Origin of the sequence: Streptomyces sp. XM4193, from assembly GCF_023072595.1 — a bacterium.
Classification (GTDB): domain Bacteria; phylum Actinomycetota; class Actinomycetes; order Streptomycetales; family Streptomycetaceae; genus Streptomyces.
Genome location: NZ_JALLGK010000007.1, coordinates 255,045 through 273,316 on the forward strand (window position 1 = coordinate 255,045; position 18,272 = coordinate 273,316).

The following is an 18,272-nucleotide window of genomic DNA, read 5'->3' on the forward strand; positions in this document are numbered from 1 at the left end:
GTCAGCGCCATGACCCCAAGTGCGAGGCGAGCCGGGCGACAGCTGCGGCCGGGAACGCTCCTGGCCGGCGCGGTGTGCGGAACCGCACTCGTCCTCGGCTCCGCCCCTGTGGCGTTCGCGGCACCCCACGAGGCCTGTGCGTTCGCCGACTCGGACCGCTCCGTGAAGGAGCTGATGGAACGGGCGCTGAGCGGTGAACCCGTGGCCCAGCTCTGTCGGCAGGCGCCACCGGAGCCCACACCGCCACGTCCGACCCCGCCGACCCCGCCCGCACCCACACCACCGCCGCCACCCGCGCCCCCACCGCCGCCCACGCCCACGCCCGAACCGCCGCCACCACCGGCCACCACTCCCCCGCCGGCACCCACCCCCTCGACGAGCAGGCCGACCGTCCGCCCCACACCCTCCACTCCCCCGCCGAGCCGGTCGCCCTCGCCGCTTGCCGCACCGCTGCACGCGCCGGTGGAGAACAAGCCGGCGCAGCAGGGCAGTTCGCTCATGGGCCGGATGCTGCTGATCCTGGCCCCCGCCGTGCTGGCGGCCGCCGCACTCAAACCGCGCGGTGGCGGCTCGTCCTCCTCGTCCTGAACCGACCCAGTCCTGAACCGACCCAGTCCTGAACCGAGCACAGCCGCGAGGCGGCACGCGGCTGCGCACCCGGCGTCCGTCCGCCCACCGCCGCGCCCGCCCACGACGCCGCGGCCCGTCCGCCCACGCACCGCACACCTATCGCCCGCTTCGCCGTCCCGCGCCGGCCTCGGCACCCCCGACGCCGGTGCACTCCCCCCTGCCGACAAGGAGCCCCCGTGTCCGAGTGGCTTGTCCTCGCGCTGGCCATGGCCGCCTCGTGCGCGGTCGTACTGAGCGTGGCGCTGCTGCGTCAACGCAGGCTGGGCGACGCCGAGGAGGACACCTCACAGACCCCGGACGTCATCGAGTACATCACCATGATGATCGGCGTCGTCTACGCGATCGTGCTCGGACTGGCCATCGCCGGCGTCTGGGAGGAGCGCAACGCGGCGGAGGACCTCGTCGTGCGGGAGGCTCAGGCGCTGCACGAGGTCGGCGCACGCTCGGAGGTCTACCCGGCACAGGTGCGCGAGGACATCCGCCGCGACGTGGACCGGTACGTCGAACACGTCGTGGGCACCGAATGGTCCCGGATGGTGGAGGACGGCGAACTGACCGAGCGGGGCGACGAGTTGATCGCGGCCGTGCGTTCCCACGTCAGCGGCTTCGAGCCGCGCACCACGCTCCAGTCCCATGCCTACCAGGGCATGGTCGACCAGATCACCGCGGCCGAACAGGCCCGGATCGGCCGCGGACAGAGCATCGAACCCACCCTGCCCGCGGTGGTCTGGTTCGGTCTGGTGGTCGGGGCGGTGGCGACCGTGGGCATGGTCTTCGCGTTGCAGATCCGCCGCTCCGCGCGGGAGTTGGTGCTCGCCGGCCTCTTCAGCGCGCTCATCGCGTTTCTGCTCTTCCTCATCTGGGTCTTCGACGAGCCGTACGCGCGGGGCCTGGCAGATCCGGCCGAGGCGTTCCACACCCTCTTCCCCGACGTGACCGGAGGCTGACGCGACGCTGGAGACCGACGCGGCACGGGAGACCGGCCCCGCGCTGGAGACCGCCGCCGCACGGGGCCGACGCGGCCGGAGGCGGAGGCGCCCGCGGTACGCGCAGCCCGACCGCGCGTACCGGGCAGTCGTGGGCGGGACCGACCGGCTTCGGACGGCCCTTGCCCCCGCCGGGCACTCGCTGATGAGATCGTGACGCACAGCCATCGCGACACTGACCACCAGCGAAGGAGTCCAGGTGTCACACCTGCTGCCCACTCTGGAGACCGAGCCAGCCAGGACCGCCGTGCGCGTCGGGGACCGGGCACTGGACTACTCCGAACTCGCCGCCGCCGCGCGGACTCTGGCCGGCAGCCTCACCCATCCGGCGCGGGTCGCGGTCTGGGCCACCCCGTCGCTGGAGACGGTCGTCGCGGTGGTGGCCTCGCTGCTGGCCGGGGTCCCCGTCGTGCCGATCAACCCCCGCTCCGGCGAGCAGGAGCTGGCGCACATCGTCAACGACAGTGCGCCGGGGCTGGTCCTGGCAGCCGCCGACGACGAGCTGCCGGCGCCGCTCGCCGAGCTCTCCCGGATCGACGTGCAGGTGCACGTGAGTCCCGAAGAGGCGGTCTCGCACCGCGAGTTCGGCGCTGCCGCCGCCTCCGCCACGCCCGCGCTGATCGTGTACACCTCGGGGACGACCGGTGCACCCAAGGGCGTGGTGCTGTCCCAGGAGGCGATTGCGGCCTCCCTGGACGACCTCGCCGAGGTGTGGGAGTGGACGCAGGACGACACTCTGGTCCACGCCCTGCCGCTGTTCCACGTGCACGGGCTGATCCTCGGCGTACTGGGCCCGCTGCGGCGCGGCGGCACCGTGCACCACCTGGGTCGCTTCTCGACCGAGGCCGTGTCCGCCGGGCTGGACGGCGGCGGCACGATGCTCTTCGGCGTACCGACCATGTACCACCGCATCGCCGAATCGCTCGACAGCGAGCCGACGCTGGTGCGCGCGCTGCGCGGGGCGCGCCTGCTGGTGTCCGGCTCGGCCGCGCTGCCGGTGGCGGACCACGAGCGGATCACCGCGGCGACCGGACGGCACGTGGTGGAGCGCTACGGGATGACCGAGACCCTGATGAACACCAGCGTCCACGCCCGCGGCCCCTATCTGCCGGGCAGTGTGGGGGTGCCGCTGCCCAGCGTCGACGTACGGCTGGTGGACGAGGAGGGGCAGCGCATCGAGGCGTCGGACGGGGTGACGATCGGTGAGATCCAGGTGCGCGGCCCGCAGTTGTTCACCGAGTACCTGGGACGTCCCGAGGCGACCGACGCCGCCTTCGCGGGCGGCTGGTTCCGCACCGGCGACATGGCGACCCGGACCGCGGAGGGCTTCTACCGGATCGTCGGCCGCGGCTCCACGGACCTGATCAAGAGCGGCGGTTTCAAGATCGGCGCCGGTGAGATCGAGAACGTGCTGCTCCAGCACCCCGGGGTGGCCGAGGCGGCCGTCACCGGCGAACCGGACCCGGACCTGGGCGAGCGGATCATCGCCTGGGTGGTGCCCCGGGACCCCGGGAGCCCGGTCTCCGCGACCGAGTTGGTGGAGCTGGTCGCGGGTGCGCTCTCGCCGCACAAGCGGCCCCGCGAGGTGCGTCTGCTGGACAGCCTGCCGCGCAACGACATGGGCAAGGTGCTCAAGCGGGAGCTGCGGTGAGCCGACGTACGGGCGCGCGGGAGCTGGTGGGCTCGCTGACCGAGCAGTTCACCGAGCTGCCCGTCGACCACCTGCCCCAGTCCGCCGACGGACCGCTCGGCTGGCCCGGCTACGACGCCGCGCGCGCACGTGCCGCCGAGCGCACCGGCGAGAGCGAATCCGTCCTGTGCGGTGTCGCCACCGTGGGCGGAGTCCGGACCGTGCTGATCGCCTTCGAGTTCGGCTGGCTCGGCGGCTCGCTCGGCGAGCGCACCGGCCAGCGGCTCGCCGCCGCGCACCGGGCGGCCAGAGCCGAACGACTCCCGCTGGTCTCGCTGATCGCGACCGGCGGGAGCCGTATGCAGGAGGGTATGCGGGCGCTCGGCCAACTCCAGCTCGTGGCGGCCGAGTCGGCCCGCACCAGGGCCGCCGGCCTGGCGCAGCTCGCGGTGCTGCGCGAGCCGGCCACCGGCGGCGGCTGGGCGACGCTCGGCGCGGGTTCGGACGTGACGCTGGCTCTGCCGGGCGCCCAGGTCGCCTTCGCCGGCAGCCGAGTGCGCCCGGCGGACGCCGATCCGCTCGCCTACCTCGCCGAGAGCCGGCATCTGGCCGGGCAGCTGGACCGGATTGTCCCGCAGGAGGAGCTTCCCGACGTGCTGGGCCGGTGGCTCTCGCTGCTCGGCCCGGCGGGCCGCGACCGGGCCCTCACCGAGCCGGCACCGGTGCCACCGCCCGCCGCGCTGGGAGGGCAGGCGCTGCCCGCGGACGGGTGGCAGGCGGTCGCCGGCGCCCGCGCTGCGCACCGGCCGCGCGCCGAGGCGTATCTGGACGCCCACCTCACCGACCGGGTGGAGATCAGCGGCGACCGCAGCGGCGGCGTCGACCCCGGTATGCGCTGCGGCTTCGGCCGCCACGACGGCCGTACGGTCGCCTACGCCGCACAGTGCGGCACCGCCAACACCCCGGCCGGTTTCCGCACGGCCGCGCGGCTTCTGCGACTGGCCGACCGGCTGCGGCTGCCCGTGCTCACCCTCGTCGACACCCCCGGCGCCGCCAACGACGCGGAGGCGGAGCGGCTGGGCGCGGGCGCAGCCATCGCGGACTGCTTCGCCGCCGTCGCCGAGGCGAGCGTGCCGCTGACCACGCTGGTGGTGGGCGAGGGCGGCTCCGGCGGCGCGCTGGCACTCGCGGCACCCGGCAACACCTGGGTGACGCCCGACAGTTACTTCTCCGTCATCGCCCCCGAGTCGGCCGCCGCGATCCTCAAGCTGCCGCCGCAGGAAGTGCCCGGGCTCGCCGACCGGCTGCGGCTGCGTCCTCAGGACCTGGTGGAGCTGGGCGTGGCCAGAGGAGTGGTGAGCGCTGCCAACCGCCGATAGGAGTCCAGGCGGTCGGCCGGATCGTGGGTGTTGAGCGTGAGCATCAGCTCGTCGGCGCCGGCGGCCCGCACCAGAGCGTCCAGCTCCTCGGCCACCTGCTCCGCGGTGCCGTGCACCTGACCGCTTCGGGCCTGCCGGAAGTACCGCTCCGCGCGCTCGCCGCGCGGCTGCTCCAGCACCTGCGCGGGCGGCAGCAGCGGAGGGAAGACGCCGCGTACGCGGGACTCCGTCATCGCCCACGCCTCCGGGACCTGCAACAGCGCGGCCTCGCGCTCGGTCGCGCCGACCGCGGCGTTCACCGCGACCACCACGAACGGCTCCGCGGCCCGGGAGGACGGAACGAAGGCGGCGCGGTACCGCTCCACCGCCGCCAGGACCGCCTCCCGGTCGGGCCCTCCGACGACCACGGGCAGCCCCAGCCGCCCCGCGATCTGCGCTCCGGCGCCCGTCGCCAGCACGAACGCCGGCACCTGCGCCCCCTCGGCGGGCAGCGCGGGGACCGGATGGACGCCGTCGAAGTAGCCGAGCAGCTCCACCACCGCGGGCTCGAACTCCTCGGCGGCGGCGCGGTCGGTGCGCAGCGCTCGTCGCACCTCGGCGGTGAAGCCGACCGAGCGCCCCAGGCCCATGTCCACCCGCCCAGGATGGAGCGCCTCCAGCACGCCGAACTGCTCGGCGACCACCAGGGGTTGGTGGTTGGGGAGCATCACCCCGGCGGTGCCGACCCGGATGCGCGAGGTCGCCCCCGCGACCGCGGCCGCCAGCACCGTCGGAGCGGAGCCCGCCACTCCCGGCACCCCGTGGTGCTCGGAGACCCAGAAGCGGTGGTACCCCAGTGCCTCGATCTCCCGGGCGAAGGCCACGGTCCCGCGCACCGCCTCCCCCGGCGCCCTGCCCGCCCGCACCAGCGAACGGTCCAGCACCGACAGCCGTGCCGAGGCCAGGCCCCGCGAAGAGGCGTACCCGGGCCGCGGGCCCCGTGCGTCCGTCCCAGTCATGTCCGGCACAACGCCGGAACCGGCGTCCCTCATTCCCCGGGCGCGGCCGGGCGCCGACGTACGGTCTCCCCCGGCCCCGCCGGTCATCGGCCCACCGTGGCGGGGACGTGCGTGGTGCGGGGAGGTGCCCGGCGGGTACGTGCGGCGCGCGACGAAAGTCGACCGTCGGCCGCGACCTTCCGCCGACGCCGCGCCCCTCGCCGCTGACTACCGTTCGGGCCCATGAAGAAGATCCTGGAGTTCCTCGCGTTCGTGCTCTTCCTGCAGGGCGCCGGGCTGCTGGTGCACCATTTCGTCGGCTGGTTCGATCTGCTGCCTCTCGCCCACCGCCTGCCGTTCGTCGAGGGACACGAGGTGCCGGCAGCGGTGCTGCTGCTGGCGGCGGCGCTGGGGGTCGGAATGGCGTCCGACCGGGTCCGCGGCTGAGGCCGTACGCACCGCACGGATCGCCGCCGACAGCCCCGGCGGCCCGAGCTCCCGGACCGAACGGCACTCCGGTCCTACCGTGGGCGGGTGAAGCCCGCTCCCCACCGCCGCCGCGCGGTGGCCGCCGATCTGCTGGCGGCCACCGGAGCCGTACTGCTGTTCGTCGTCGCCGCGCTCGTCGGCCACGCGCTGGAGAACGACCACGGAACACTGCGGCTGCACTGGCCGCCGCTGTACGCCTACGCCGACCCCCACTGGGGCCCCGGCACACCCGCCGCGCTGATCGTCGCCGCGCTCGTCGTCGTCTGCGGTCCGACCGTCGCACGGCGGCTGAGCTGGCGTGCGTTGCTGTGGGCGAGCTGGCTGGGGTCGATGGCGTGGATCTGGTCGCTGGCGCTCGTCGACGGCTGGCACCGCGGCGTCGCCCGGCGCCTGACGACGAGCTACGAGTACCTCCAGTCCGTCGGGGAGGTCGACGACATCCCGGCGATGCTGCGGGAGTTCACCTCACGCATCCTGATGGACGCTCCGGACAACTGGCCCCCGCACGTGGCCGGCCATCCGCCGGGCGCGCTGCTCACCTTCGTCTGGCTGGACCGCATCGGGCTCGGTGGCGGCGCCTGGGGCGGGGTCTGGTGCATCACCCTCGGCGCGACGGCGACCGCGGCCGTCCTTGTCACCCTCCGGACGCTCGGCAACCACCGGCCGCCGTCCGGCCCGGAGGCGCTGGACGGGGAGCAACTGGCCCGGCGCGCCGCGCCGTTCCTCGTGCTGGCACCCGCCGCGGTGTGGATCGGCGTCTCGGCCGACGGCTACTTCACCGCGGTGGCGGCCTGGGCGGTCGCGCTGCTCGCGCTCGCCGCGACCCGTACCGTCCGGCACCCGCGGTGGGCGGCGCTCGGGTCGGGACTGCTCTTCGGCTGGGTGCTCCATCTCTCCTACGGGCTGGTCCTGTTGGCGCTGCTGGTCGCCGCGGTGCTGTGGATCGCCCGTACGCTGCGGCCCGTCGGCTGGGTGGTGCTCGGTGCGCTCCCGGTGGTGGTGGCGTTCGCGCTGGCCGAGTTCTGGTGGTTCGAGGGGTACTTCACCCTGGTCGAGCGGTACTACCAGGGCGCCGCGAGGGTACGACCGTACGGGTACTACGTGTGGGCCAACCTCGCCGCGCAGGTCGTCGTCATCGGGCTGGCAACGGTCGCAGGACTGCGGCGGGCCGCGACGAGGCGCTCCCGGCGCAGGGCGCTTCCGCTGGTGGTGCTGCTCCTCGGAGCACTGTGCACCGTGCTGGCGGCCGACCTCTCCGGCATGAGCAAGGCGGAGACCGAACGGATCTGGCTGCCGTTCGCGCTGTGGCTGCTGCCGGCGGCGGCGCTGCTGCCGCTCCGCGACCACCGCTGGTGGCTCGCGGCGCAGGCGGCGCTCGCCCTCGCGGTCAACCACCTGCTGTTCACCGGTTGGTGAGACACCGGGCGGCGAGCGCCTCGCGCCCGGGTGCCCCGTCGCAGAGCGCCGTCCGTGCGTGGCAATGCGCCCCGTCGGACGCGAGGGCCGAGCCGGGCGCGGCAGGGCTCCGGGGCTCCGGTGGTCCCGGCCGCCGTGCGGCGGGCGGCGGCCGGGAGCCCCTACGGTGCGGACTCCCGGACGGCTGCGCGGTGTCTACCCGGGCTCGACGGCGCCCCTGGCGGCGTCGATCGGCCGCAGGTTGAAGAAGTAGCGCTCCCGGCTGGACCACTCCTCCAGCACCTCCCAGCCCGCCGCGAGCGCACGCTTGCGCAGCGCCGGTACGCCGATGCGGGCCCACGGGAAAACCGGACCGCTGCCGCCGTTGCCGTCGTCCAGACGCACCTCGACGCGCTCCTCGACCTCGGTGGGGGCCGCCTCGGCCAGCAGGGTGCCCTCGGGCGCGAGGATGTCGCGCACCCGCCCGAGCAGCATCTCGGGATCACCGCCGATACCGATGTTCCCGTCGAGCAGGATCGCGCTGCCCCAACCGCCTTCGGCCGGCAGCGGGTCGAAGACGGAACGGCACAGCGCGGCGCCTCCACGGCGTCTGGCCTTGTGCACGGCGGCCGGTGAGGCGTCGATGCCGAGCGCGGGATGGCCGAGCGCGGCGAGCGCGGCGACCAGCCGGCCGGGCCCGCAGCCCAGGTCGACCACCGATCCGCGGCAGCGCCGCAGGACCGTCATGTCGGCGGCGTCCGCACCCCCGCACCAGCGCTCGACCTCCAGCGGCAGCAGCCAGCCGTCGCTGCGGCGCAGATACAGCGGGCCCCGGCCCTCGCGCAGGGCGTCGGAGTAGGGGTCGGTGCGCCAGGAGAGTTCGTCGCCCGGCTGCTGCGGCGAGGTGGCGGTCATCGGGTCTCCGAGGTGGTCTCGGCGGCTGGGTACGGGGCTTCGGCCCGGAGGGAACGGGCGGTGGGCCGCTCGGCGCCGGACGCGGCGGGAGGCTCGGCGCCGGGACGGTCGGCGAGCAGTGCGCGGTGCACGGCGGCGAACTCGCCCGAGCACAGCGGTGCGACGTCGGCCGCGTCGGCCGCGGTGTCGACGTCGGTGAGCGCCGGCAGGTCCGCGACGCGCAGCCCCTGCCCGGTCAGTCGCGACCGCTGGAGCGCGCCCGTGTCCGGCCGCGACATCGGTACGCCGCGCACCAGTCCGGGGCGCGGCTCGCGCAGGGCCAACGCCCAGAACCCGCCGTCGGTGGCCGGCCCGTACCAGGCGTCGCAGCTCTCCCAGGCGTCCGCGGCCAGCAGCGGGGCGAGGTGCCCGGCGTGCAGTTGCGGGGTGTCCATGCCCAGCAGCAGGGTCGGCCCCACGCAGCGGGCGAAGGCGCGCTCGATGCGTTCGTCGAGTCCGCCCGTGCCCTGCGGCACCACCTCGAAGCCGTCCGGCAGCCACGGGCCGGGCTGCCCCTGGAGTGCCACGATGCGGTGGGTGCACGGCAGTGCGCGCACGGTTGCCAGGGTGTCGGCCAGGGCGGCGCCTGCGAGCAGCGCGGCCTGTTCCGCGGTGAAGCACGGGGTGAGGCGGGTCTTCACCCGGCCCGGGACCGGTTCCTTGGCGATGACCAGGACCGTCAGGTCCCGGCCCGCGGTGTGCGGAGCGGGGGCGGTGCGGCGGTGCGGCGCGGGGGTGGTCATCGCAGCACCGCCCGCATGTCGCGCACCGCGTGGTACGTGCCGCGCCAGGTCCCGGTGACCTTCGAACGGCCGGTGCGCGGCCGGTAGGCCACGGCGGTCTCGCTGATCCGCCAGCCCCGGTCGGCGGCGCGGACGACCATCTCCAGCGGGTAGCCGCTGCGTCTGTCGTTGAGTCCCAGCTCCAGCAGTTCGAGCCGGCGGGCGGCGCGCAGCGGGCCCAGATCGTGCAGCCGTACGCCGGTGCGCCGTCGGACCATGCGGGAGAGCGCCAGGTTCCCGGCGCGGGCGTGCACCGGCCACGCGCCGCGCCCGGTGGGCCTGCGCCGGGCGAGCACGAGGTCGGCTCGGCCCGCGGCGACCGGTTCGGCGACACGGGTCACCTCACCCGGGTCGAGCGAACCGTCGCAGTCGCAGAACGCGACCAGATCGGCCTTGGCCGCCAGCAGCCCGGCGTGGCAGGCCGCGCCGAAACCGCGTCTGGACTCGTGCACGACAGTGGCGCCCAGCTCGGCGGCGATCCGCGCGGAACCGTCGGTCGAACCGTTGTCGACGACGATCGCCTGCCAGTCGACCGGCACCCGCGCCAGGACCCAGGGCAGCGCCGCCGCCTCGTCCAAGCACGGCAGCACCAGATTTCCTCGGGGTGTTGGCGTGGTGTTCATCTCCCTCAGAGTACGAGGACACAACGCCATAATCAGGGCGTAAGGACGTACGAAACGCGGACGGGCCGCCCGCACAGCGCCTCCCGGCGGCACCAGTGCCGCCCGGTCGGACCTCCGGTGCACCTCGCCGGGGCCGCCCGGATCCGCTCAGGGTCCGCCCGGGGCTGCGGTGGCGGGCGGGTCTGCACGCAGGTCCGCGCGCCACCGGCCCGGAGCCACGGGTGCGCGGCGGACCGTCGCCACTGTCAGTGACGCGCCGCAGCGAAGCCCTCCATGCCCTCGCGGAAGCCCACTTCGGGCCGCCAGCCCAGTTCCCGGCGCAATCTGGCGGAGTCCGCCGTGATGTGCCGGACGTCGCCGAGCCGGTACTCGCCGGTCACCACCGGGGCGGGGCCGCCGTGGGCGTCGGCGAGCGCGGTCGCCATCTCGCCCACGGTGTGCGGATCGCCGCTGCCCGCGTTGTACGCGCGCAGCCCGCCTGCGCCACCGGCCGCCAGCTCCTCCAGGGCGGCGACATTGGCGCGGGCGACGTCCGCGACGTGGACGAAGTCCCGGCGCTGGCCGCCGTCCTCGAAGACCCGGGGCGCCTCGCCGCGGGCCAGCGCCGACCGGAAGAAGGAGGCCACACCGGCGTACGGGGTGTCCCGGGGCATCCGGGGGCCGTAGACGTTGTGGTACCGCAGGCTGATCGCGCCGCCGCCGGTGGCGCGCGCCCAGGCGGCGGCCAGATGCTCCTGGGCGAGCTTGGTGGTGGCGTACACGTTGCGCGGGTCCACCGGTGCGTCCTCGCCGACCAGTCCGGGACACAGCGGCGCCGAGCAGCGCGGACAGGCCGGTTCGAACCACCCCTGGCGCAGGGACTGTTCGGGACGCGGGCCGGGACGCTGCACTCCGTGCTCGGCGCATTCGTAGCGCCCCTCCCCGTAGACCACCATCGACCCGGCGAGCACCAGCGGGCGCTGCGGCCCGTCCGCCATCCGCTCCAGCAGTACGGCGGTGCCCAGGTCGTTGGTCGACACATAGTCCGCGGCGTCCGAAAGCCCCTTGCCCAACCCCACCTTCGCGGCCTGGTGGCAGACGGCGTCGACGCCGTCCAGCGCCCTGCGGACGGTGTCCGGATCGCGCACGTCCCCGCTCACCTCGCGGTCGGCGCGCGCGTCCGGCGGCGAGGGCCGCAGATCCAGTACGACGGTGCGATGGCCCGCCTCCCGCAGTGCGTTGACGATGTGCGAGCCGATGAAGCCCGCTCCTCCGGTGACCAGTACGTCCATCGCTCCACGCTAGGACCGCACGCCCGTTGCGCCGGGAAGCGCGCGGGTGCGCCCGCGGCCGGTGCGTTCCCGACCCGGGCGTCTGGTCAACTCCTCCTGCTGCTGACACGATCCGGTTCCATGACCAACGACCGTCTTCGCGATGTCTATGTAGTCGACGCCGTCCGCACGCCGGTGGGCAAGTACGGCGGCGCGCTGTCCGGGGTGCGGCCCGACGATCTGGCCGCACATGTGCTGCGGGCACTGGTGGACCGGACTCCCGACCTGGACCCGGCCCGGATCGACGATGTGGTGTTCGGCAACGCCAACGGCGCCGGCGAGGAGAACCGCAACGTCGGACGGATGGCGGTGCTGCTCGCGGGGCTGCCCGTCTCCGTTCCCGGAGTGACGGTCAACCGGCTGTGCGCCTCCGGGATGGAGGCCGTGCTCCAGGCGGCCCGTACGGTGGCCTGCGGCGACGCGTCCGTGGTGGTCGCGGGCGGAGTGGAGTCGATGAGCCGCGCCCCGTGGGTGGTGCCCAAGCCCGAGCGGGCGTTCCCCGCCGCCGCCCCGCAGATGCACTCCACCACGCTGGGCTGGCGGATGACCAACCCGGCGATGCCCCCGCAGTGGACCGTCTCCCTGGGCGAGGGTGCCGAACTCGTCGCCGACCGCCACGCGATCACCCGTGAGCAGCAGGACGAGTACGCCGCCGCCAGCCACCGCAAGGCCGTACGGGCGTGGCAGGAGGGACTGTACGACGCGGAGACGGTGGCGGTGCCGGGAGTGGAGCTGCCGCGCGACGAGAGCGTGCGGGACGGCAGCACCCCGCAGGCGCTGGGCAAGCTGAAGCCGGTCTTCCGTCAGGAGAACGGCACCGTCACCGCGGGCAACTCCTCACCGCTCAACGACGGCGCGGCGGCGCTGCTGCTGACCGACGAGGACGGGCTCGCCGCCACCGGGCGCGAGCCGCTGGCCCGTATCCGTGCCTCGGCCACCACCGGGATCGAGCCGCAGCTCTTCGGGCTCGGCCCGGTGGAGGCCGTACGGCGGGCGCTGGCCCGGGCGGGGACCGATTTTGCCGCGCTGACCACCGTGGAGCTGAACGAGGCGTTCGCCGCGCAGGTGCTGGGCTGCCTCGCCGAATGGCCCGAACTGGACCCGGAGTCGGTCAACCCGCGCGGCGGCGCGCTGGCTCTCGGCCACCCGCTGGGTGCCTCGGGCGCGCGCATCGCGGGCGCGGTCGCGCACCAGCTCGCCGCGGCCGGCTCGGGCACCGGACTGGCCGCCCTGTGCATCGGCGTGGGCCAGGGCCAGGCCCTCGTGCTGGAACGCTGAACCCGCCCCCGGAGCCCGGCGAAACGGCCCGGCGCACGGGCGCGGGGGCGGCCGGGGCGGACCGACGGCGGCCGGGGCGGGACGAGGGCTCGACCGTCGCGGAACGCCGGGCCGGGCCGGCGCGGAGCGAGAGCGGGCCCCGGTCGACATGTGCCGACCGGGGCCCGCTCCCCGTTCACCTGCTCACTGCCCGCCGTACGGCCGGGCGGCGGTGGTTCAGGGCACCACCAGCACCTTGCGGCCGATACCGGCCTTGAACTGGTCGATCGCACGCGGGTACTCGGCCAGCGGAATGCGGTCGCTGATGAACACCTTCGGGTCGATGACCCCGGTCGCGAACAGCTCGGCCGCCCGCTCGTAGCTGTGCAGGACCGCCATCGAGCCGGTGATGGTGATCTCCTGGTTGTAGATCTTGTACGGCTCGATGGTGGCGGTCGTGGCGTAGTCGGAGACACCGAACTGGAGGAAGGTGCCCGCCTTCGCCACTCGGCCGAGACCGTCCTGGATGGCCTTGGCGTTGCCGGTGGCGTCGATGACGATGTCCCAGCCGGTGGGCCGGTCCAGCTCGTCGGCGTTGGTCGCGCTCGCGCTGCATCCCAACTTCTCGGCGGTGGCGAGGCGTTCGGCGTTGATGTCGACCATCTCGACCGAGGCCGCGCCGGTGCGCTTGGCCAGCTCCAGCATCATCAGGCCCATGGTTCCCGATCCGTAGATCAGCACCTTGGAGGCCATCTTGGCCGAGAGGATGTCGTAGCCGCGCACCGCGCAGGACAGCGGCTCGATCAGTGCGGCGTCCTGGAGGCCGACGTGGTCGGGCAGGCGCACGCAGTTGGCCACCGGTGCGACCGCGTACTCGGCGGCCCCGCCCGCGGTGGTCACGCCGATGGCGTTCCAGCGGTCGCAGAGGTTGTTGTGGCCCTCACGGCAGTAGCGGCACTCGTGGCAGTACAGCGAGGGGTCCACCGCGACCCGGTCGCCGACCGCGACCTCGGTCACCCCGGTGCCGATCGCCGCGACCTCGCCGGCGAACTCGTGGCCCGGTACGACCGGCAGGGTCGGCGCGAACTCGCCCTCCATGATGTGCAGATCCGTCCCGCACAGCCCGCAGGAGGCGACCTTGACGACCACCTCTCGCGGACCGGGCGTCGGGTCGGGCACCTCGGTGACGGTGACGACGCCGGGGGCTTCGATGAGGGCGGCTTTCATTTCACGGCTCCAAGCGACAGGCCCTGGACCAGCTTGTCCTGGGCGGCGAACCCCGCGGCGAGCACCGGCAGGGAGATGATGAACGAGGCTGCGCACAGCTGTGCGAGGAAGAGCCCCTGGCTGGTGATGAACATCGTCAGGAAGGCCGGCGCGGTCTGGGCGGTGACACCGGTCAGCACCCGCGCGAACAGCATCTCGTTCCAGCTGAAGATGAAGCAGATCAGCGCCGTCGCCGCGATGCCCGGCCCGGCGATGGGCGCGATGACTCGGAGCAGGATCGTCGACAGCTTCGCACCGTCCAGCTGCGCGGCCTCGATCAGCGACACCGGCACCTCCGCGAGGAAGGAGTGCGTCATCCACACCGCGATCGGCAGGTTCATCGAGGTGTAGAGCAGGATGAGCAGCCAGATGTTGTCCAGCATCCCGGCGTTGCGGGCGAAGAGGTAGATCGGCAGCAGACCGGCGACCACCGGCAGCATCTTGGTGGACAGGAAGAAGAACAGGACGTCGCGCCACTTCTCCACCGGACGGATCGCCAGCGCGTACGCCGCCGGAATGGCCAGCAGCAGCACCAGGGCGGTGGAGATGAGCGAGGCGCCGACCGAGTTCAGCAGCGGCGGCCAGGGGCTGGCACCGCCGCCCGCACCGAAGAACTCCCGGTAGCTGTCCAGGGTCAACGGGGCCATCAGCGAGGGCGGGTTGGTCGCGGCGTCCGACTCGGCGTGGAAGGAGGTCAGCACCATCCACGCCACGGGCAGGAAGAACATCAGGGCCACGGCCCAGGCCAGCAGGCCGAGCGCCGCGTTGCGCCGACGCTGCGAGCGGGTCCGGGGATCGGGGCGGACCTTGTCCGCGCCGCGAGGTGTACGGGTGACTGTCGCGGTACTCATCACCGGGACGCCTCCTCACTGAACAGGGACGAAACCACTCGCAGCGCGAAGGTGGCGAGGATGATCGAACCGATGACGACCAGTACGCCCGCCGCGGAGGCCAGTCCGTACTCGTGCGCCTGGTAGAAGGTCTCGTAGATGGTGTAGGGCAGGTTCGCGGTGTCCAGGCCACCGCGGGTGATGGTGTAGACGGCGTCGAAGTTCTGCACGACGTAGATGGAGCCGAGCAGTCCGCCGAGCTCCAGGTAGCGGCGCAGATGCGGCAGCGTGATGTAGCGGAAGATCTGCCAGTTGCTCGCGCCGTCGATGCGGGCCGCCTCGATGACGTCCAGCGGTCGGCTCTGGAGGCCGGCCAGCAGGATCAGCATCATGAACGGCGTCCACTGCCAGATCAGCGAGGCCTGCACCGCCACCAGCGGCATCTCCGAGACCCAGTCGGGCTGCACCGGGTCCTCGACCCCGACCAGCGAGGCCAGCCAGTTGATGGCGCCGTTGAACAGGCCGTACTCCGGGTTGTACAGCACGTGCTTCCACAGCAGCGCCGCGGCGACCGGGACGATCAGGAAGGGCGCGATCATCATCGTGCGGACCAGGCCCCGGCCGCGGAACTTGCGGTCCAGCAGCAGCGCGATGGCCAGACCGAGCGCCAGCGAGACGATGACGACGGTGGCGGTCAGCAGCACCGTGTTGAGGACGGAGCCGCGCATGGCCTCGTCGCTCAGCACCGTGCCGTAGTTGCCGAGTCCGCTGAATTCGCGGGCGTCGGGGTAGAGCGAGTTCCAGTCGAAGAGCGAGATGACCAGCGTCGCCACGAACGGCAGCTGGGTCATCACGATCAGGAAGACCAGCGCGGGCAGCAGCGGTGCCCTGGTCGACCAGCGGCTGAGCCGGCGGGCTCCCCCGCTTTCGGCGTTCTTGCGTCCGCGTCCCGAACTCCCGCCGCCCGGAGGCGACTTCGGTGCCTCGGCGGTGGCCTCGGTGGAGGTGGATGTGGCTGTCATCGGTTCTGGTACTCCTTGCCCACCTTGTCGGCCAGCTCCTGCGACTTCTTCAGCGCACTGGCGACGGACTGCCGGCCGGCTATGGCCGCGCTGATCTCCTGCGAGACCTTGGTGCCCAGATCCGTGAACTCCGGGATTCCGACGAACTGGATGCCGGGGGCGGGACGCTTCTGGACTCCGGGCTCACGCGGTTTGGCCTGGTTGATGGCCTGGAAGGTCACCTCGGAGAACCCGTCCGCGGCCTTCTTGTACTCCTCGTTCTGATACGTCGAAGCACGCTTGCCGGCCGGTACGTTGGCCCAGCCGCGCTCCTTGCCGACCAGCTCCTCGTACTCCTTGCTGGACGCCCAGGAGATGAACTTCCACGCCTTGTCGCTGTTGTTCGACGCCTTCTGCATGGCCCAGGCCCAGGTGTAGAGCCAGCCCGAGCTCTCGGTCTTCTCCACCGGCGCGGGAACGTAGCCGATCTTGCCCTTGACCGGGGACTTGCCGTCCTCCAGCGAACCGGCGCCGGCGGTCGCGTCGTACCACATCGCGCTCTTGCCCTGCGTCATGTTGTTGAGGCACTCGGCGTAGCCGGACTGCGCGGCGCCGGCCTGGCCGTGCTTGCGCAGCAGGTCGACGTAGAACTCGGTCGCCCTGGTGAACTCCGGCGAGGTCAGCTGCGCCTCCCAGTTCTCGTCGAACCAGGTGCCGCCGAAGGTGTTGACCACCGTTGTCAGCGGCGCGGTCAGCTCGCCCCAACCGGGCAGTCCGCGCAGGCAGATGCCCTTCATGCCCTTCTGTTCGCCGTCCACCTCCGCAGCGAGGTCGGCGACCTGCTTCCAGGTGGGCTTGTCCGGCATTTCGAGCCCGGCCTTGTCGAAGATGTCCTTGCGGTACATCAGGAACGAGGACTCGCCGTAGAACGGCTGCGCGTACATCTTGCCGTCGTCCCCCGTGAGGGACTGGCGCATCGGGTCCAGGACGTCCTTCTCGTCGTACTTCTTGTCCTTGCCCAGATACGGGTCCAGCTCGTGCAGCCAGCCGTTGCGGGCGTAGATCGGCGTCTCGTAGTTGCTGATCGTCGCGACGTCGTACTGGCCGGCCTGGTTGGCGAAGTCCTGCCCGATCTTGTCCCGCACGTCGTTCTCCGGCAGCACGGTGAACTGCACCTTGATGCCGGTCTTCTTCGTGAAGTGCTTGGCGGTGAGTTTCTGCAGGTCGGTCATCTGCGGGTTGTTGACCATCAGCACGTTGATCGTGTCACCACCACCGCCCAACAGGTCTCCCGCGCCCGCACAGCCGCTGACGACCACAAGCCCACCGGCGGTCAGGAGGGCGAGTGCTGCGCGGTTGCGATGTCGGCTCTGACTGCGCATCGAGAGCTCCGTTCACATTTCTCTCAGGCAGACGGAACAACGCCGTCTGCCGGCTGGGGAGTCGGACCGACGACCCGTCTCGTCCGGATGGGTCGCCATCGTGGAATTGCGGTATGGGGGGTTGCGGGTACGCCTTCTCGTACGGGTGGTGCGGTGTCCGGCGCGGACGTCGCCGGCGCGTGGGGTGCCGGCGCACCGGATCTGCGGCACGAAGTGCCCGGGCGCTCGCCGGTCGGACGCCCCGGGCCGCGGAGGGGTGGTGCGGCCCGGACAGTCCGGTCGGCTCAGACCCGAATGACCTGCGGGCCCAGCAGGGAGTAGCGCTGCGCCTCGGCGGTCGAAAGGCCGCTGCTGGTGACGATCGCCTCGAAGTCGGAGACCTCCGCGAACCTCGCGAAGCTCACCGCGGCGAACTTGGTGTGCATCCCGACCAGGACCCGGCGCCGGGAGACCTTGATCGCCTGGGCCTTGACCTCGCCCACGGCCGGGTCCGGAGTGGTCAGGCCCAGCTCGCGGGAGATGCCGTTGGCCCCGAGGAAGGCGAGGTCGATGACGAAGCCGGAGAGCATCCGCACCGCCCAGTGCTCGACCGTGGCCAAGGTGCCGCCGCGCACCCGGCCGCCGAGCAGCAGCACGGTGCACTCCTCGCGCTCGGCGAGCACGCCCGCCGTCGCCAGCGAGGTCGTCACGATGGTCAGCGGTCGCCCGACGGGCAGTTCCTCGGCGATCAGCTGGGGCGTGTACCCCTCGTCGATGTAGACCGTCTCCGCGTCGCCCAGAAGTCCCGCCGCGGCGCTGGCGATCCGGCGTTTCTCCGGGACGTTCATGGTGGTGCGGAAGGCGAGGGTCGTCTCGAATCCCGCACTCTCGACCGGGTAGGCGCCGCCGTGGGTACGGCGCACCAGCCCGTGGTCCTCCAGCAGCCGCAGATCGCGGCGGACCGTCTCCTTCGCGACGCCCAGCTCGGTCGCCAGCTCGCCGACGTCCACTGAGCCGGCGCTGCGTGCAGCGGCAACGATCGCCCGCTGTCTGTCCTCCGCGCTCACCGGCCACCTCGGTATTTCTTCGCGACTTTCGTTGCGCCCGCCGGTCGTCCGGCCGGTCCGCGCACTGATGCCGTCCGACCGCCCAACCGGCCCGCGACCGCCGCTGTCCGGCGCTGTGCGCGGTACGGCCGGTCGCCGGGTGGGGCACGCACGGGCCGCGTTCGACCGTTCGTGCCCGTTCGGGCTCCTTGCCACAGAGTTTTACCGTGCAGTGACGGGCGTCACCAGACACACAGTGAGATCGATCATGCCCGAGTCTGCCCGTTTCCGTACGAGCAAGTAATGCCGGAAAGCGCGACCACCCAGCGCCGGCAAGGGTCTCCCGAAGCGACGGT

17 protein-coding genes are annotated in these 18,272 nt (G+C 72.9%); 7 read left to right on the forward strand and 10 right to left on the reverse strand.

Going from position 1 to position 18,272, the window contains the following annotated elements:
- Positions 1 to 9: 9 nt before the first annotated feature.
- From MTQ01_RS19240 to MTQ01_RS19255, 4 genes are all read left to right on the forward strand, one after another.
- The gene (locus MTQ01_RS19240; protein WP_247491898.1) at positions 10 to 588 is read left to right on the forward strand and encodes a hypothetical protein; all 579 of its coding nucleotides are present in this window, start codon (positions 10 to 12) and stop codon (positions 586 to 588) included.
- A 218-nt stretch (positions 589 to 806) separates the two neighbouring features.
- On the forward strand, positions 807 to 1,577 hold the full coding sequence (locus tag MTQ01_RS19245; RefSeq protein WP_247491899.1) for a DUF4239 domain-containing protein: 771 nt from the start codon (positions 807 to 809) through the stop codon (positions 1,575 to 1,577).
- Between the two features lie 238 nt (positions 1,578 to 1,815).
- Entirely contained in the window at positions 1,816 to 3,267 is a 1,452-nt protein-coding gene (locus MTQ01_RS19250; protein ID WP_247491900.1) for an acyl-CoA synthetase, read from the forward strand.
- Positions 3,264 to 4,625: a carboxyl transferase domain-containing protein gene (locus tag MTQ01_RS19255; RefSeq protein WP_247491901.1), complete on the forward strand. Its 1,362-nt coding sequence runs from the start codon at positions 3,264 to 3,266 to the stop codon at positions 4,623 to 4,625. The genes MTQ01_RS19250 and MTQ01_RS19255 overlap by 4 nt, the downstream gene beginning before the upstream one ends.
- On the opposite strand, the gene MTQ01_RS19260 is transcribed toward MTQ01_RS19255, so the two are convergent.
- Positions 4,565 to 5,623 carry an MsnO8 family LLM class oxidoreductase gene (locus tag MTQ01_RS19260; RefSeq protein WP_247491902.1) on the reverse strand — a complete coding sequence of 353 codons (1,059 nt, stop codon included), beginning with the start codon at positions 5,621 to 5,623 and terminating at the stop codon, positions 4,565 to 4,567. The genes MTQ01_RS19255 and MTQ01_RS19260 overlap by 61 nt on opposite strands.
- Positions 5,624 to 5,845: 222 nt before the next feature.
- Here MTQ01_RS19260 and MTQ01_RS19265 point away from each other — a divergent pair, with 222 nt between their 5' ends.
- Together MTQ01_RS19265 and MTQ01_RS19270 are read left to right on the forward strand one after the other, a co-directional pair.
- On the forward strand, positions 5,846 to 6,049 hold the full coding sequence (locus MTQ01_RS19265; RefSeq protein WP_247491903.1) for a hypothetical protein: 204 nt from the start codon (positions 5,846 to 5,848) through the stop codon (positions 6,047 to 6,049).
- An 87-nt stretch (positions 6,050 to 6,136) separates the two neighbouring features.
- Entirely contained in the window at positions 6,137 to 7,507 is a 1,371-nt protein-coding gene (locus MTQ01_RS19270) for a hypothetical protein (RefSeq protein WP_247491904.1), read from the forward strand.
- A gap of 195 nt (positions 7,508 to 7,702) precedes the next feature.
- Here MTQ01_RS19270 and MTQ01_RS19275 read toward each other — a convergent pair whose 3' ends face one another.
- The 4 genes from MTQ01_RS19275 to MTQ01_RS19290 form a co-directional block, all read right to left on the reverse strand.
- Positions 7,703 to 8,401, reverse strand: coding sequence for a bifunctional 2-polyprenyl-6-hydroxyphenol methylase/3-demethylubiquinol 3-O-methyltransferase UbiG (locus MTQ01_RS19275; RefSeq protein WP_247491905.1), 699 nt, complete (start codon positions 8,399 to 8,401; stop codon positions 7,703 to 7,705).
- Positions 8,398 to 9,183 (reverse strand): DUF2064 domain-containing protein, encoded by a 786-nt coding sequence (locus tag MTQ01_RS19280; RefSeq protein ID WP_247491906.1) that lies wholly within the window; start codon positions 9,181 to 9,183, stop codon positions 8,398 to 8,400. Before MTQ01_RS19280 ends, MTQ01_RS19275 begins: the two co-directional genes overlap by 4 nt.
- Positions 9,180 to 9,845, reverse strand: a complete 666-nt coding sequence (locus tag MTQ01_RS19285; protein WP_247491907.1) for a glycosyltransferase family 2 protein — start codon at positions 9,843 to 9,845, stop codon at positions 9,180 to 9,182. The genes MTQ01_RS19280 and MTQ01_RS19285 overlap by 4 nt, the downstream gene beginning before the upstream one ends.
- 245 nt (positions 9,846 to 10,090) lie before the next feature.
- Positions 10,091 to 11,116, reverse strand: a complete 1,026-nt coding sequence (locus MTQ01_RS19290; protein ID WP_247491908.1) for an NAD(P)-dependent oxidoreductase — start codon at positions 11,114 to 11,116, stop codon at positions 10,091 to 10,093.
- Between the two features lie 120 nt (positions 11,117 to 11,236).
- On the opposite strand from MTQ01_RS19290, the gene MTQ01_RS19295 reads away from it, so the two are divergent.
- Entirely contained in the window at positions 11,237 to 12,433 is a 1,197-nt protein-coding gene (locus tag MTQ01_RS19295) for a thiolase family protein (protein ID WP_247491910.1), read from the forward strand.
- Positions 12,434 to 12,649: 216 nt separating this feature from the next.
- Here MTQ01_RS19295 and MTQ01_RS19300 read toward each other — a convergent pair whose 3' ends face one another.
- From MTQ01_RS19300 to MTQ01_RS19320, 5 genes are all read right to left on the reverse strand, one after another.
- Positions 12,650 to 13,639, reverse strand: a complete 990-nt coding sequence (locus MTQ01_RS19300) for a zinc-dependent alcohol dehydrogenase family protein (RefSeq protein ID WP_247491912.1) — start codon at positions 13,637 to 13,639, stop codon at positions 12,650 to 12,652.
- Positions 13,636 to 14,529, reverse strand: a complete 894-nt coding sequence (locus tag MTQ01_RS19305) for a carbohydrate ABC transporter permease (protein WP_247491914.1) — start codon at positions 14,527 to 14,529, stop codon at positions 13,636 to 13,638. The genes MTQ01_RS19300 and MTQ01_RS19305 overlap by 4 nt, the downstream gene beginning before the upstream one ends.
- Positions 14,529 to 15,530: a carbohydrate ABC transporter permease gene (locus tag MTQ01_RS19310; protein ID WP_247491915.1), complete on the reverse strand. Its 1,002-nt coding sequence runs from the start codon at positions 15,528 to 15,530 to the stop codon at positions 14,529 to 14,531. The genes MTQ01_RS19305 and MTQ01_RS19310 overlap by 1 nt, the downstream gene beginning before the upstream one ends.
- Entirely contained in the window at positions 15,527 to 16,891 is a 1,365-nt protein-coding gene (locus MTQ01_RS19315) for a sugar ABC transporter substrate-binding protein (protein WP_247491916.1), read from the reverse strand. Before MTQ01_RS19315 ends, MTQ01_RS19310 begins: the two co-directional genes overlap by 4 nt.
- Before the next feature lie 284 nt (positions 16,892 to 17,175).
- Positions 17,176 to 17,937, reverse strand: a complete 762-nt coding sequence (locus MTQ01_RS19320) for a DeoR/GlpR family DNA-binding transcription regulator (protein WP_211039924.1) — start codon at positions 17,935 to 17,937, stop codon at positions 17,176 to 17,178.
- Between the last annotated feature and the right edge of the window lie 335 nt (positions 17,938 to 18,272).